The 15,310-nt window shown below is 71.6% G+C and carries 13 protein-coding genes; 10 read left to right on the plus strand and 3 right to left on the minus strand.

The features are described from left to right. Positions 1-198: 198 nt before the first annotated feature. On the minus strand, positions 199-1,413 hold the full coding sequence (locus KAK03_RS23130; protein WP_210857046.1) for a 6-phosphofructokinase: 1,215 nt from the start codon (positions 1,411-1,413) through the stop codon (positions 199-201). A 115-nt stretch (positions 1,414-1,528) separates the two neighbouring features. Here KAK03_RS23130 and KAK03_RS23135 point away from each other — a divergent pair, with 115 nt between their 5' ends. Then, positions 1,529-4,210 (plus strand): bifunctional diguanylate cyclase/phosphodiesterase, encoded by a 2,682-nt coding sequence (locus KAK03_RS23135; RefSeq protein ID WP_210857047.1) that lies wholly within the window; start codon positions 1,529-1,531, stop codon positions 4,208-4,210. On the opposite strand, the gene KAK03_RS23140 is transcribed toward KAK03_RS23135, so the two are convergent. After that, the gene (locus KAK03_RS23140; RefSeq protein WP_210857048.1) at positions 4,211-4,969 is read right to left on the minus strand and encodes a class II aldolase/adducin family protein; all 759 of its coding nucleotides are present in this window, start codon (positions 4,967-4,969) and stop codon (positions 4,211-4,213) included. 112 nt (positions 4,970-5,081) lie between these two features. Here KAK03_RS23140 and KAK03_RS23145 point away from each other — a divergent pair, with 112 nt between their 5' ends. Beyond that, on the plus strand, positions 5,082-6,008 hold the full coding sequence (locus KAK03_RS23145; protein ID WP_210857049.1) for a LysR family transcriptional regulator: 927 nt from the start codon (positions 5,082-5,084) through the stop codon (positions 6,006-6,008). Between the two features lie 11 nt (positions 6,009-6,019). Here the strand turns inward: KAK03_RS23145 and KAK03_RS23150 are convergent, their stop codons facing one another. After that, a complete protein-coding gene (locus tag KAK03_RS23150; RefSeq protein WP_247661374.1) occupies positions 6,020-7,009 on the minus strand; it encodes an AraC-like ligand-binding domain-containing protein in 990 nt (329 codons plus the stop codon). 185 nt (positions 7,010-7,194) lie between these two features. Here KAK03_RS23150 and KAK03_RS23155 point away from each other — a divergent pair, with 185 nt between their 5' ends. From KAK03_RS23155 to KAK03_RS23190, 8 genes are all read left to right on the plus strand, one after another. Further along, complete coding sequence (locus tag KAK03_RS23155) at positions 7,195-8,418, plus strand: amino acid ABC transporter substrate-binding protein (protein WP_210857050.1); 1,224 nt, start codon at positions 7,195-7,197, stop codon at positions 8,416-8,418. A 15-nt stretch (positions 8,419-8,433) separates the two neighbouring features. Continuing rightward, positions 8,434-9,321, plus strand: a complete 888-nt coding sequence (locus KAK03_RS23160; protein WP_210857051.1) for a branched-chain amino acid ABC transporter permease — start codon at positions 8,434-8,436, stop codon at positions 9,319-9,321. A gap of 166 nt (positions 9,322-9,487) precedes the next feature. Beyond that, the gene (locus KAK03_RS23165) at positions 9,488-10,507 is read left to right on the plus strand and encodes a branched-chain amino acid ABC transporter permease (RefSeq protein ID WP_210857052.1); all 1,020 of its coding nucleotides are present in this window, start codon (positions 9,488-9,490) and stop codon (positions 10,505-10,507) included. Further along, a complete protein-coding gene (locus KAK03_RS23170; protein ID WP_310738715.1) occupies positions 10,497-11,297 on the plus strand; it encodes an ABC transporter ATP-binding protein in 801 nt (266 codons plus the stop codon). The genes KAK03_RS23165 and KAK03_RS23170 overlap by 11 nt, the downstream gene beginning before the upstream one ends. Next, the gene (locus KAK03_RS23175) at positions 11,294-12,100 is read left to right on the plus strand and encodes an ABC transporter ATP-binding protein (protein WP_210857053.1); all 807 of its coding nucleotides are present in this window, start codon (positions 11,294-11,296) and stop codon (positions 12,098-12,100) included. The genes KAK03_RS23170 and KAK03_RS23175 overlap by 4 nt, the downstream gene beginning before the upstream one ends. Positions 12,101-12,118: 18 nt before the next feature. Continuing rightward, complete coding sequence (locus tag KAK03_RS23180) at positions 12,119-13,573, plus strand: aldehyde dehydrogenase (RefSeq protein WP_210857054.1); 1,455 nt, start codon at positions 12,119-12,121, stop codon at positions 13,571-13,573. A 244-nt stretch (positions 13,574-13,817) separates the two neighbouring features. Further along, on the plus strand, positions 13,818-14,792 hold the full coding sequence (locus KAK03_RS23185) for a TRAP transporter substrate-binding protein (RefSeq protein ID WP_210857055.1): 975 nt from the start codon (positions 13,818-13,820) through the stop codon (positions 14,790-14,792). Positions 14,793-14,799: 7 nt separating this feature from the next. Next, a complete protein-coding gene (locus KAK03_RS23190; protein ID WP_210857056.1) occupies positions 14,800-15,303 on the plus strand; it encodes a TRAP transporter small permease in 504 nt (167 codons plus the stop codon). Positions 15,304-15,310 lie beyond the last annotated feature (7 nt).

Consider the following 15,310-nt stretch of genomic DNA (forward strand, 5'->3'; position numbering starts at 1 on the left):
CGCTCGCCTGCGGCTCGCTCCGGTCAAACAGTGTCGACCAAGTCAGTGCACGAGGCGCGCCTGCGGCGCGCGCCCCGAGGCGTCTGCGCTCCTCGGCGCCCCCGACAGCGCCACCATCCCCAGGCCGCTCAGTCCTTGGCTGAGTCACCGTCGGCGTACTGCGGCGCCCGAAGCGGCCTACGGCCGCTGCGGGCAGTCTCAGCCCTTCAAGATCTTGGGCACCTTGGCCCGGCGCAGCCGGAAGGCATCCGGCATGCCCGAGCCCAGCAGCGGACGCAGGTACAGGCGGAAGGCGTCGGTCACGTCGGTGCCGCTGGGGGCGATGAATTCGTCCTCCATCGTGCGGGTCTTGCCGGCCACGGCTTCCAGCGGCAGCAGCTCGTAGTCGGCCGAGTAGAAGCCGGTGCGCTTGATCGCCACCGAGCCATTGCGGTCGCCCCACATCGCGAACTGCACCGCCTTCTCGCCCACCTCGCGGGCCTCGCGCTGGTCCACGTCGGACACGCAGCCGACAAAGCTGCGCTGCAGGTAGCCAAAGGTGTCGCCGCGCACCCGCTTGATCCCCAGGTTGCGCTTGATCTCCTCGCACAGCAGGTCGGCCAGGGCGCCGCTGCCGCTGAGCTGCACGTTGCCGTGGGCGTCGCGCTCCAGGTCCTTGGCCAGCTGGGCCAGGATGGGCTGGCCGGAGGCGTCGTGGATGCCCTCGCTGACGGCCACCACGCAGCGGCCGTAGCGGTCGTGCACCGCCTTGACGTCGGCCAGGAACTTCGGGATCTCGAAGGTGCGCTCGGGCACGTAGATCAGGTGCGGGCCGTCATCGGGGAACTTCTTGCCCAGCGCCGAGGCCGCGGTCAGGAAGCCCGCGTGGCGGCCCATCACCACGCCCACATACACGCCCGGCAGCGCGGCGTTGTCCAGGTTGGCGCCCGCAAAGGCCTGGGCCACGAAGCGCGCCGCACTGGGGAAGCCGGGCGTGTGGTCGTTGAGCACCAGGTCGTTGTCGATCGTCTTGGGAATATGGATGCAGCGCAGCGGGTAGCCGGCCTTGGCGGCTTCCTCGGCGACGATGCGGATGGTGTCGGAGCTGTCGTTGCCGCCGATGTTGAAGAAATGCTCGATCTGGTGCGCCCGCAGCACCTTGAACATCTCCTGGCAGTAGGCCAGGTCGGGCTTGTCGCGGGTGCTGCCCAGCGCAGCCGCCGGCGTGCCGGCCACCAATTCCAGGTTGTGGCTGGTCTCTTGGGTCAGGTCCAGGAAGTCCTCGTTGACAATGCCCCGTACGCCATGGGCGGCGCCATAGACCCGCTGCACCCCTTGGTGGCGCCGGGCTTCCAGCACCACGCCAACGAGCGACTGGTTGATGACGGCGGTGGGGCCGCCGCCCTGTGCGACGAGGATCTTGCCTGAGGACATGGGAGGGTTCCGGGAGACGGTGACGAAAGTGTCAGGTTAGCGCCGCCCAGCCCGGGACACAACGGGGCGGCTCAAGCTTCACCCGCTGCCGCCGATAACCGACCGAGGCCCGCCCATGCCCCGCCCCACCGCCCTTCTCTCCAAGCTGCTCGCCCGCCGCCCCCGCACCGTGGTGTGGGGGGCGCTGGCGCTGCTCGCTTCGATGATCGCCAGCCTGGCGGTGATGGGCCTGTGGCAGAGCCGGCTGCAGCACCAGGCGCGGGCCGAGGCGCACAGCGAGAACCTGGCCACGCTGACCGATGCCTACCTGGCGGCCCATCTGAACCAGCTCGACCAGTCGATGCAGGGCGTGGCGCACACGGTCGAGGCCTCGCTGGCGCTGCGCGGCCGGATCGAGCCGACCGAGGCCGCCAGCCTGATCGACGCCATGCAGGCGGAGCGGCCCGACCTCAGCGGGGTCTACCTGGTCGACGCCGCCGGCCGCATCATGGCGGGCGGTCTGGGTGTTCAGCCCGCTGATCTGGACCAGTCCGGCCAGCCCTGGTTCCAATCCCTGCGCGACAGCGCCCACCCCGGCCTGCAGGTGGCTGCGCCCCGGCTGAGCCTGGTGGGCGACGGCTGGGTGCTGCCCTTTGGCCGGCGCATCACCGGCCCGGACGGGCAACTCGCCGGTGCGGTGCTGGCGACGATGCAGGTCTCGCACCTGTCGCTGCTGCTCTCGCGTGTGGACGCCGGGCCGGGCGGCGTGGTGGTGCTGCGCAGCGCGGCGCTGCACCAGATCGTGCGCTACCCGGCGCTGAGTGGCGAGTCGGGCCAGGTCGGCCGGCAGAATGCGTCGCCGGCGTTGCGCGCGCTGATGGCGCGCAACGACTGGCGCGTGGCCAACTACCACACCGGTCAGACACCCGACGGTGTGGCGCGCACCTACGCCGCCCGCCGCATGAGCGCCGCCCCGCTGCTGGTGCTGGTGGGCCTGGCCGATCAGGACACGCTGGCCGGCTGGCACCGGGAGCTGCGCACCACGCTGGCGCTGGTGGCGGGCTTCCTGCTGCTGCTGTCCGGTGCCGGCCTGATGCTGGTGCGCGCCCTGGCCCGCGGCGAGGAGGCACGCCAGCGCGCCCGGCTGCTGACGGCGGTGTTCGAGCACAGCGGTGAGGCCATCGTCGTCACCGACGCCACCAACAGCATCGTCGAGGTCAACCCCGCCTTCGTCCAGCAGACCGGCTACACCCCCGAGGAAGTGGTGGGCCGCAACCCGCGCCTGCTGGCCTCCGGCCACACCCGGCCCGACGAATACGAGGCGATGTGGGCCTCGCTGACCGAACGGGGCCAGTGGCGCGGCGAGCTGCTGGACCGCCACCGCGACGGCCGCGTGTCGCCCAAGTGGATGTCGATCTCGGTGGTGCGCGACGCCCAGGGCGCGATCACCCACCACATCGCGCAGACCATGGACCTCAGCGAGCTCAAGGCCGCCGAGCAGCGCATCCTGCACCTGGCCCACCACGACCACCTGACCGGCCTGCCCAACCGCGTGCTGCTGCGCGGCCGGCTGGAACAGGCCCTGGCGGCCGCGCAGCGCGCCGGCTCGGAGCTGGCGATGCTGTTCATCGACCTGGACCGCTTCAAGGACATCAACGACAGCCTGGGCCACCATGTGGGCGACGCCATGCTGGTGGAGGTGGCCCAGCGCCTGCAGGCCCTGGTGCGCGGCAGCGACATCGTGGCCCGCCTGGGCGGCGACGAGTTCGTGCTGGTGCTGACCGAGCTGGGCGACGAGGGCGCGCGCGCCAGCGCCCTGGTGGCGCAGAAGGTGCTGGAGGCGCTGCGCCAGCCGGTGGCGGTGGAAGGTCACGCGCTGCACACCTCGGCCAGCATCGGCATCGCCATGTACCCCAGCGACGGCAACGACATGGACGCGCTGATGAAGGGCGCCGACGCCGCGATGTACCACGCCAAGGCCGCCGGCCGCGATGGCCTGCACTTCTACACCGCGGCCATGAACCAGGACAACCAGGAACGCCTGGCGCTGGAGCAGGGCCTGCGGGTGGCGATCGACCGCCACGAGCTGTTCCTGCAGTACCAGCCGCAGATCGAGGCCGGGGGCCTGCGCACCGTCACCGTCGAGGCGCTGCTGCGCTGGCGCCATCCCAGCCTGGGCCTGGTGTCGCCGGTGCGCTTCATCCCGATCGCCGAAGACACCGGCCTGATCGCCAGCATCGGCCGCTGGGTGCTGCACGAGGCGCTGCGCCAGCTCGCGGTCTGGCGCGCGCAGGGCCACACCAGCTTGCGTGTGGCGGTCAACGTGTCGGCCCAGCAACTGCGCGACGAGCTGTTCGCCGTGGCCGTGGCCGACGCGCTGGTGCAGCACGGCGTGCCCGGCGGCGCGCTGGAGCTGGAGGTCACCGAAAGCACCGCGATGCGCGACCCGCGCCGCACCATCGCCCAGCTGCAGCAGCTGCGCCAGCTGGGCGTGGGCCTGTCGATCGACGACTTCGGCACCGGCTACTCCTCGCTGGCCTACCTGAAGCAGCTGCCGCTCAACAGCCTGAAGCTCGACCGCAGCTTCGTCATGGACATCGAGCACGACGCCAACGACGCCGCGATCTGCGCCGCCACGATCACGCTGGCCCACAGCCTGGGCCTGGAGGTGGTGGCCGAGGGCGTGGAGACCCGCGCCCAGCTCGACTACCTGCGCGGCCTGGGCTGCGACCTGGTGCAGGGCTACCTGTTCGCCAAACCGCTGGACCCCGACGCCTGCCAGGGCTTCATCGAGGCGCAGCTGGCACCCGCGCCCTGATCAGCTGTCGTAGCCCGGCAGCTGCCGGTCCAGCCGTCGCCGCAGGCCCGGCCAGACCAGGTCGGCCCCCTGGCCCACGCTGACCTCGCGCGCCTGCGCCAGCATGTCGGCAATGATGGGTTGGCCCACCCGGGTGAGTGCCGCGCCACCCGACTGCGCCAGGATCTGGATGCGGCAGGCCATCTCCAGCAGGTACATGTTCTGGAAGGCCTCACCGACGCTGCGGCCCACGGTCAGCAGGCCGTGGTTGCGCAGGATCATCCACATCGCGCCGCCCAGGTCGGCGGCCAGGCGCGGGCGCTCGGCGTCGCGCAGGGCCACGCCCTCGTAGTCGTGGTAGGCCAGCGCGTTGAGGATGAAGCCGCTTTGCTGCGACAGCGGCAGCAGGCCCTCGGCCTGGGCCGCCACCGCCACGCCGTGCGGCGTGTGGGTGTGCATCACGCAGGCCATCTCGGGCCGCGCCGCATGCACGGTGCTGTGGATCACGAAGCCCGCCGGGTTGACCGGAAACGCCGTCTCCTGCAGCGGCCGCCCGGCGTGGTCCACCTTGATCAGGCTGGAGGCGGTGATCTCCTCGAAGAACAGGCCGTAGGGGTTGATCAGGAAGTGATCGGCCTCGCCCGGCACGCGCATCGAGAGGTGGGTGTAGACCAGGTCGTCCCAGCCGAACAGCGCCACCAGCCGGTAGGCGGCGGCCAGGTCCACGCGGGCCTGCCATTCGGTGGCGGACACCTGGTCCTTGAGCGAGGGGATGATCATCGGGCTTCTCCGGTGGCTGTGCCGGTCAATCTAGGCCATCGTTCGCGGCTTGCCCATGCGGACCCACCCGCGTCCCCGACGCGACAGGCCCACGGCTTGCTACGCTCCTGTCATGAACACGCGCTTTCTCGAAACCCTGGTGGTGCTCGCCCGCGTCGGCAGCTTCCGCGAGACCGCGCAGGTGCTCAACGCCACCCAGGCGGCCATCTCGCAGCGCATCGCCAACCTCGAGGACGACCTGGGGGTGGAGCTGGTCGACCGCAGCCAGCGCCGCCTGACCCTGACCGCCGCCGGCGAGCAGGCGGTGCGCCAGGCCCAGCGCATGCTGGACCTGGAGCGCGAGCTGCGCGCCAGCACCCGCCCCGAGGCGCCGCCGGCCGGCCGGGTGCGGCTGGGGGCGATCGAGTCGGTGGTGCGCACCTGGCTGTCGCCGCTGGTGCGGCTGCTGGCCGAGCGTCACCCGCAGATCGACCTGGACATCACGGTGGACACCGCGAAGAACCTGCACGAGGCGTTGCGCCACCGCAAGCTCGACCTGATGGTGCAGAACGACCCTTACGCACCGGCCGTGGGCAGCACCGAGCACCGGGTGACGCCGCTGTGCGAGTTCGCGCTGCACTGGATCGCCCGGCCCGAGCTGGCGCCGCAGCGCGGAGCGCTGACGCTGGCGCAACTGGAGCGGGTGCCGCTGCTGACCTTCTCGCGCACCTCCAGCCCGCAGGCCCATGTGCGCGCGCTGTTCGCCGACCGCGGCACCGAGCCGCGCATCTGCAACTTCCCCTCGGTGGAGTCGATCATCCAGCTGGTGCGCGACGGCTACGGCATCGCCGCCATTCCGCCGGTCTTCGTCGGCCCCGACCTGGACAGCGGCGCGCTGCGCCTGTGCGAGGGGCCGGCGCTGCCGGCGATGACGATCACCACCACCAGCGAGCGCGAGGCGCCGCCTGCCGTGCGGGCCACCCAGCTGCTGACCGCCGAGGTGGTGGCGCGCTATTGCGCCGAGCAGCGGCCCGACTGGGTGCGCCGCCTGGACGCCTGAGCCTCAGCCTCTCAGCGCACCATCACCGTCTGCCCATAGCCCAGGCGGCGGTAGACGCTGGGCGGCACGCCGTAGCGCTGGGCGAACACGCGGCTGAAATGGGCCAGGCTGTTGAAGCCGCGGTCCATGGCGATGTCGGTGATGCTGCGGTTGACCTGGGCCGGGTCGGCCAGGTCACGGCGCACCGCCTCCAGGCGCTCGCGCAGCAGGTAGCCGGCCACGCCCTCGGGCTCGTCGGCGAAGGCGTTGTAGAGCTGGCGGCGGCTGCACTGCAGCGAGCCGGCGATGTCGTCCACGCCCAGCCGCGGATCGCCCAGGCGGCGCGCCACCAGGTGCTTGATGCGGTCGCGCAGCGCCTCGCGCTGGCTGATCGCGGTGCCGCGACCGGCCAGGTCCAGCAGCGCCAGGTGGACCAGCTGGGTGATGCTTTCGCCCACGCCGCGGGCGGTGTCGGGCGACAGCTGCGGCAGCTCCTGGTAGGCGCTGCGCATCGCCTCGAGCGCCAGCCGGCCCACGCCGGCGCGGCCGTTCATCGGGCGCGCCACCAGCTCGGCCAGCGGCAGGCCGCGCTCGGCCAGATCGGCCTTGGGCAGCATGACGATCAGGTGCTCCACCCGCTCGGGGTTCTCCACCGCGTAGGTGTCGGTGGTGTCGTAGATGCTCCACTCGCCGGGGCCGACCCAGGCGGTGCGGCCCTGCTGCACCACGCCGGCACGGCCCTTCTGCGGCGCGACGATCTTGAGAAAGCCGCTGTCGTTGCTGCGCACGATGCGGGCATCGCGCATCACCCGGTGGCGGCCGGCCTCCAGCCGGGTCAGCACCACCGGACCGGCCTGGGCGCTGGCCAGGCGGGCGTCGATCACGCTGTCGCCGTAGACATCCGACTCCAGCCCGCAGAAGACGCGGCGGATCCAGTCCTGCCAGAAGGGCACGCGCTCGCGCAGCGCGACCTCGTCGGTCGTCATCACCTGGGCGGCAGCGAGCGCAGGGGCGGCGGGCATGGTCCGCGGATCATAGGCATCCGGGCCGCCGGCGGGGATGGATTTCGCCGATGGCGGCGATAGCCCCGGGAAAGCCCCAGGCCGGCCTGCACGCATCGGCAAGTGCGCGTGCACCCACAGGCAAGCCGGCCCGGCCGCAAGTTCCAACAATCCGCTCCCACGCCATCCCCAACGGAGACACTGCCATGGCCGATCCGACCGCCCGCCCGACCCGTGGACTCACCCGCCGCCAGGCCGCCCAGGGCCTGGCCGCCGCTGGCGCCAGCCTGGCGCTGCCGGCGCTGGCGCAAGGCAGCGCGCCGCCGGTGCGCATCGGTTACGCGATCGCCCGCACCGGCCCCTGGGCCGGGGGCGCCCAGGTCAGCCAGGAGCCCAACTACCTGCTGTGGGCGGAGCAGGTCAATGCCGTCGGCGGTCTGGACGTCAAGGGCGTGCGCCGCCCGATCGAGCTGGTCAGCAGCGACGACCGCTCCGAGGTGGAGACCTGCGTGCGCACCTACGAGAAGCTGATGGCCAGCGACAAGGTCGACCTGGTGCTGCCGCCCTGGGGCAGCAACGCCAACTTCGCGGTGGCGCCGCTGGCCAACCGCTACGGCTACCCCTTCCTGGCGCCCACCGCGCTGTCGCGGCGCCTGGTGGAGATGCGGCTGCCCTACTTCTTCCTGCTGCTGCAGCAGCCCGCGCCCATGACCGGCGCGCTGGTCGACATGCTCAAGGCCAACGGCGTGAAGACGCTGGCGGTGATCTACGTGGACGACCTGTTCGGCCTGGAGAACTACGCCGCGCTGAAAGTGGCGCTGCAGGGCTCGGGCATCAGCATGGTCGAGGACAAGAGCTACCCCGGCGGCGTCAAGGACCTCAGCCCGGTGCTGCGCAGCATCAAGGACAAGAACCCCGACGCGTTCGTGGGCTTCACCTACCCGCCCGACACCATCCTGGCCAGCAAGCAGGCCAAGGAGATCGGCTTCAACCCGAAGTTCTTCTACGCCTCGGTGGGCACCGCCTTCCAGCTCTACAAGAACGTCATCACGCCGGCCGGGGCCGAGGGCGTGCTGGGCATGGGCTCGTGGAACGCCAAGACCAGCCCGGGCGCCAAGGCCTACTTCGACGCCCACACCAAGAAGTTCAACGGCAAGGAGCCCGACCGCTGGGCCAGCGGCCACTGCTGGGCCGGGCTGGAGATCCTCAGCGCCGCCGTGGCCAAGGTGGGGCTGGACCGCAAGGCGATCCGCGACTACGTGGCGCGCACCGAGCACAGCACCATCATCGGCAAGGTGCGCTTCGATGGCAGCGAGAACGTGGCCACGCCGGGCACGGTGGGCCAGTGGCAGAACGGCGAGTTCGAGGTGGTCTGGCCCAGGGCCGTGGCCACCGCGCCGCTCAACGCCAACAAGCCGGCCTGGAAGTAAGGGAGCCAGGGCGCCGTGTCGCTGCAGAGCTGGTTCGAGCTGCTGGCCTCGGGGCTGATCACCGGCGCGATCTACGCGCTGGTGGCCCTGGGCCTGAACCTGCAGTACGGGCTGATGCGCATCCTCAACATCGCCCACGGCGAGTTCCTGATGCTGGGCGCCTACGCCACCTGGGCGGCGCACACCGGCTGGGGCGTGTCGCCGCTGCTGATGATCCCGGTCAGCTTCGTGCTGCTGGCGGCGCTGGGCCTGCTGATCCACCGGCTGGCCTTCCAGCGGCTGACCGCCACCTCGCCCAACCTCGATGTCTTCGAGGCGCGCGGCCTGATGGTGGCCTTCGGCCTGATGTTCCTGGTGCAGAACTTCGCCTCGCTGGTCTGGGGCGCCGACCTGCGCGGCTACGACTACCTGACCTCGCCGGTCAGCCTGGGCGGCGCGCAGTTCGCCGCCAACAAGCTGCTGGTGGCGGCGCTGGCGCTGGCGATCGCGGTGGCGCTGATCGTCTGGCTGCAGCGCACGCTGCTGGGCAAGGGGGTGCGCGCGCTGATGCAGTCGCCGGTGGGCGCGCGGCTGGTGGGCATCCGCACAGAGCGGCTGCACCCGCTGATGTTCGGCCTGGGCCTGGGCCTGGCGGGCGTGGCGGGCTGCCTGCTGTCGATGACCTACACGATCGCGCCGGCGATGGGCGAGCCCTACAGCGTCACCGCGCTGATCGTCATCACGCTGGGCGGCTTCGGCCACATGGGCGGCGCGCTGGCCGGCGGCCTGCTGCTGGGCGTGGTCGAGGCGCTGGGCATGCACTTCACCAGCCCCTCGCTGAAGTCGCTGCTGTCCTACAGCGTGTTCATCCTGGTGCTGCTGACGCGGCCCCAGGGCCTGTTCGGCCGTGCCCTGAAGACCTGAGAGGCTGAGAGTCTTTCACTCATGCCCGCCCTGCACCTGAAAACGCCCCCGCTCATCGTTGCAAATGCTCGCCATAGCCCGAGCTATGGCTGTGCTTTGCGCCTCAATCGGAGGCGTTTGCAGGCACCTGTCGGGCACGATCGAAAAACTCTCAGCCTCTGACGCGATGACCCCCCGCGACCTGCTCACGCGCGACCTGCTGGTGCTCTTCGGCCTGGCCGGCTGGGCGCTGGCCGTGCCCCACTACGGCAGCCCCTTCGTGGTGTCGATGGCGCTGAGCTGCCTGATGTACGTGGTGCTGTCGTCGACCTGGGCGCTGTTCTGCGGCGCCACCCGCTACCTCAGCCTGGCCACCTCGGCCTTCTTCGGCGTGGGCGCCTATGTCAGCGCGCTGGGCCTGGAGACGATCGGCTGGGTGGGCAGCATCGTGCTGGGCGCAGCGGTCGCGGCTGCGCTGGCGGTGGTGATGGGGCTGGCGGTGCTGCACCTGCGCGGCACCTACTTCGCGATGCTGACCTTCGGCATGACCGAGCTGATCCGCCACGCCGTCACCTATTGGGAAAAGCAGGTCACGGGCACCGTCGGCCGCGTGCTCACCGTGGTGCCCGAGGACGGCGTGGTCTACCTGACGGTGCTGGCGCTGGCGGTGCTGGCGCTGGCCACCAGCATCCTCGTGCGGCGCACCCGCTTCGGCCTGGCGCTGGCGGGCATTGGCGCCGACGAGGTGCGCGCCCAGACCCTGGGCGTGCCCACGCGCTGGGTCAAGACGCTGGGCTTTGCGCTGACCGCGGCCTTTGCCGGCGCGGTGGGCGCGGCGATGGCGGTGCGCTGGACCTACATCGACCCGGTCACGGTGTTCAACCCCTTCATCGGCTTCCAGACCGTGCTGATCGCGCTGATCGGCGGCGCCACCACGCTGTGGGGCCCGCTGCTGGCGGCCATCGTCTTCAGCCTGCTGGCCGAGACGCTGCGCCTGTCGCTGCCGCAGCTCTACATGATGGCGCTGGGCGCGCTGCTGATCCTGTGCGTGCTGTACCTGCCCGGCGGCCTGGCCTCGCTGCGCTGGGGCTCGCTGCGCGGCTGGGGCACGGCGATGAGGACCTGGTGGACCGCCCGGCGCTACGAATGGAGCGGCGACCAGGCCCGCGACGAGCAACGCCTGAAGGAGCGCCGTCGTGCCGTCTGACACCAGCGCCCCGCTGCTCGAAGCCCGCGGCGTCAGCGTGCGCTTTGGCGGTCTGACCGCGGTCGATGCGGTGGACGCCTGCTTTGCGGCGGGCGAGCTGGTGGGCATCATCGGCCCCAACGGCGCGGGCAAGACCACCTTCTTCAATGCGCTGTCGGGCGTCACCGCACCCACCAGCGGCGAGATCCTGGCGCGCGGCCAGCGCCTGACCGGCCGCCGCGCCGAGCGCTTCGCCGCCCGCGGCGTGGCGCGCACCTTCCAGACGCCGCGCGTCTTCGCCGAGATGACGGTGCGCGACAACATCGCCTTCGGCCTGCGCTTCGCCGGCCGCCGTCCACGCCGCTTCTGGCTGTGGGGCGAGGAGCGCGACGTGCCCTGGTCGCTGCGCACGCCCGAGAGCATCCTGGCGCTGATCGGCCTGCCGCAGCTGGCGGCGCTGCCGGCGGCGGCGATCACGCCCTCGCAGCAGCGCCTGCTGGAGATCGGCATGGCGCTGGCCACGCGGCCGCGCGTGCTGCTGCTCGACGAGGTGGCGGCCGGCCTGACCGAGGCCGAGGTGGAACAGATGGCGCGGCTGATCCGCCGCCTGCGCGACGAGCTGGACCTGACCGTGGTCTGGATCGAGCATGCGGTGACCACGCTGCTGCGCCATGTCGAGCGGGTGATCGTGCTGCACCAGGGCCGCAAGATCGCCGACGGCACGCCGGCCGAGGTGGTGCGCCACCCCGAGGTGGTCGAGGCCTACCTGGGTGACGAGATGGCCGATGCCGGCTCGGGAGCCGCCGCATGATGTGGTACCGCGACACCCCCTTCCAGCTCGGCGGCAGCGGCCGCGCGCACCTGAAGGTGCAGGGCCTGTCGGCCGGCTACGGCGCCTTCCTGGTGCTGCGCGATCTGTCACTGGAGGTGCGGCCCGGCCTGACCGTGGTGCTGGGCCCCAACGGCGCCGGCAAGACCACGCTGCTCAAGGCGATCAATGGCCTGATCGGCCGCCAGGGCTGGATCACGCTGGACGGCGAGGACCTGCCCGAGAAGACCGACCAGATCGTCCGCGCCGGCGTGGCCCTGGTGGCCGAGGGCCGCCAGCTGTTCCCGCAGATGACGGTGCGCGAGAACCTGGAGCTGGGCGGCTGGCTGCTGGGGCGTGACGAGCGCGAGCGCCGCCTGGCGCAGGCCTTCCATGATTTTCCCAAGCTGCGCGAGCGCGCCGACCAGCTGGCCGGCACGATGAGTGGCGGCGAACAGCAGATGGTGGCGGTGGCCCGCGCGATGATGAGCGCGCCGCGCCTGCTGATGCTCGACGAGCCCTCGCTGGGCCTGGCGCCGAAGATGGTCGACGAGCTGCTGACGATGGCCCGCCGGATTGCCGACGCCGGCACCACCGTGCTGATGGTCGAGCAGAACGTCAAGAAGGCGCTGGCCGTGGCCGACCGCGGCTATGTGCTGGAGCGCGGCGCGCTGGTGGCCTGTGGCCCGGCGGCGCTGCTGGCCCGCTCCAGCGTCGTGCGCGAGGCCTACCTGGGCGCCGCCGCCGGCGACACCCATTCCGCCAGCGAGGCGGCGCATCGCGCGATGCGCCCCGTCGCGGCCTGACCCTGCAGGAGAGTCCCCATGTCCGATCTGTCGATGCTCATCAACGGCCTGAAGGTCACCGCCGAGCGCGGCGCCACCTTCGAGCGGCGCAACCCGCTGGACGGCACCGTCGCCACCCGTGCGCCGGCGGCCAGCCCCACCGACGCGGTGATGGCGGTCGAGGCCGCCGCCGAGGCCTTCCGCAGCTGGTCCGAGACCGGCCCTGGCGAGCGCCGCGCGCTGCTGCTCAAGGCCGCCGACGCGCTGGAGGCCAAGACCCCGCAGTTCATCGAGGCCGTGCCCGCCGAGACCGGCGCCACCGGCATGTGGGCCGGCTTCAACGTGATGCTGGCCGCCGGCATGATCCGCGAGGCCGCCGCGCTGACCACCCAGGTGGCCGGCGAGGTCATCCCCTCCGACGTGCCCGGCAGCCTGGCGATGGGCGTGCGCCAGCCCGCCGGCGTGGTGCTGGGCATCGCGCCCTGGAACGCGCCGATCATCCTGGGCGTGCGCGCGATCGCCACGCCGCTGGCCTGCGGCAACACCGTGATCCTCAAGGGCAGCGAGAACTGCCCGCGCACCCATGCGCTGATCGTGGAGGCCTTCCAGGACGCGGGCTTCCCGCCCGGCGTGGTGAATTACCTGACCAACGCCCCGGCCGATGCCGGCGCGGTGGTCGAGGCGATGGTGGCGCACCCGGCGGTGCGGCGCGTCAACTTCACCGGCTCGACCAAGGTGGGCAGGATCATCGCCGCCACCTGCGCCCGGTACCTCAAGCCGGTGGTGCTGGAGCTGGGTGGCAAGGCGCCGCTGCTGGTGCTGGACGACGCCGACCTGGACGACGCGGTCAACGGCGCCGCCTTCGGCTGCTTCGCCAACTCGGGCCAGATCTGCATGAGTACCGAGCGCCTGATCGTCGACCAGACAGTGGCCGACGAGTTCGTGCGCAAGTTCGCCGCCAAGGCCGCCAGCCTGCCGCTGGGCGACCCGCGCCAGCCCGCCCCGGTGGTGCTGGGCTCGGTGATCGGCATGGGCACGGTGCAGCACTGCAATGCGCTGATCGACGACGCGCTGGCCAAGGGGGCCAAGCTGGTCTGCGGCGGCAAGGCCGAGACCACGCTGATGCCCGCCACGCTGCTGGACCACGTGACGCCGGCCATGCGCATCTACCACGAGGAGACCTTCGGCCCGGTCAAGGCCATCGTGCGCGTGAAGGGCGTGGACGAGGCGATCGCCTGCGCCAACGACAACGAGTACGGCCTGTCGGCGGCAGTGTTCGGCCGCGACATCGCGCGCGCCTTCAACGTGGCGCGCAAGATCGACAGCGGCATCTGCCACGTCAACGGGCCCACGGTGCATGACGAGGCGCAGATGCCGTTCGGCGGCGTCAAGGGCTCGGGCATCGGCCGCTTCGGCGGCAAGGCCGGCATCGCCGAGTTCACCGAGCTGCGCTGGATCACCGTGCAGACCACGCCGCGCCACTACCCGTTCTGAGCGCCCCCAGGGCCGGGCTGCGCCCAGCCCGCCCCCCGTGGGGGACAAGGAAACTTGGGGCGGCCCGGCGTTTCCTTGAGAGGCCCGCACCGCGGGAGAACCCGCAGGCGCGATCAGAAAAAGTGGTCGCGCCCGGCAAAGATTTCTCGTTGGACAGCACCGGCCCGGTGGCCCGACAGTTCGGACCATCCTGCCGGCGGCGCGCCAGGCAGGCCCCGACCCACCCTGCCCCACGAGGAAGCCGATGAACCGTCGCCTGATGATCGCCACCGCCGCGGCTGCCGCCGCGCTGGCCACCCTGCCTGCCGCCGCCGCCACCAGCTGGAATGTGTCGGCCGAGCAGCCCGACGCCAACTACCTGACGCAGAACGTGCGCCAGTTCGCCGAGGACGTGAAGGCGGCCACCGGCGGCGCGCTGGAGCTCAAGGTGCAGTCCAACTCGGTGCTGCTCAAGCGGCCTGAGGTCAAGCGCGGCGTGCAAGCCGGCATCGTGCCGGTGGGCGAGGTGCTGATGTCGGCGCTGGGCAACGAGGACCCGATGTTCGAGATCGACTCGATCCCCTTTGTCGCCACCAGCTTCGACGCCTCCGAGAAGCTCTGGAAGGCCGCGCGCGAGCAGATCGCCGCCCGCCTGGACAAGCAGGGCGTGGTGCTGCTGTACGGCGCGCCGTGGCCGCCGCAAGGCATCTTCACCGAGAAGCCGGTGAGCAGCATGGCCGACTTCAAGGGCGTGCGCTTCCGCGCCTACAGCGCCTCCACCACCCGCATGGTCACGCTGATGGGCGCGGTGCCCACCACCATCCAGACCGCCGAGGTGCCGCAGGCCTTCTCCACCGGCGTGGTCGACATGATGATCACCTCGCCCGCCACCGGCGTGGACACCCAGGCCTGGGACTACGTCAAGCACTACTACGACGCCCACGCCTTCATCCCCCAGGCCATCGTCATCGCCAACAAGCGCGCGCTGCAGGGCCTGCCAGCCGACCAGCAGGCGGCCGTGATGGCCGCCGCGAAGAAGGCCGAGGCGCGCGGCTGGCAGACCGCCCGCGAGCGCACCGGCGCGCTCACCCAGACGCTGGCCAGCAAGGGCGTCAAGGTGCAGCCAGTGCCGCCGGCCATCGCCGGGGAGCTGACCAAGATCGGCCAGACCATGGCCGACGAGTGGCTGAAGAAGGCCGGCGCCGAGGGCGCGGCCGTGCTCGACGCCTTCCGCCGCTGAGCCCGCGATGAAGCTGCTGCACCGACTGGCCACCGCGGCTGGCGTGGGCGCCGCCGTGGCGATGGTCGCGATCGCCGTGGTGATCCTGGCGCAGATCGTCGCCCGGCTGGCCGGCACCCAGGTGCCGGCGGCCGACGACTTCGCCGCCTGGGCCATGGCCGCCTCGGCCTTCCTGGCCCTGCCCTATGCGCTGCACCATGGCGAGCACATCCGCGTCACGCTGATCCTGGGCCGCCTGAGCGGCGGCACGGCGCGCGCCGTCGAGACCCTGGCCACCGCGCTGGGTCTGGCGCTGGCCGCCTGGGCCGCGTGGCAGACCGGCGTCTTCGTGTTCGACTCGTGGCGCTACGACGAGGTGGCGCAGGGCGTGCTGCGGGTGCCGATGTGGATCCCGCAGCTGCCCATGCCGATCGGCCTGGCGCTGCTGGCTGCGCTGCTGGGCGAGCGCCTGTGGCGCTGCCTGAGCGGCCAGGACCTGGGCGAGGGCGGCGAAGCCGCCCGCACCGAATGAGCAGGAG

The organism is Ideonella alba (assembly GCF_018069845.1).
Taxonomy (GTDB): Bacteria; Pseudomonadota; Gammaproteobacteria; order Burkholderiales; family Burkholderiaceae_C; genus Ideonella; species Ideonella alba.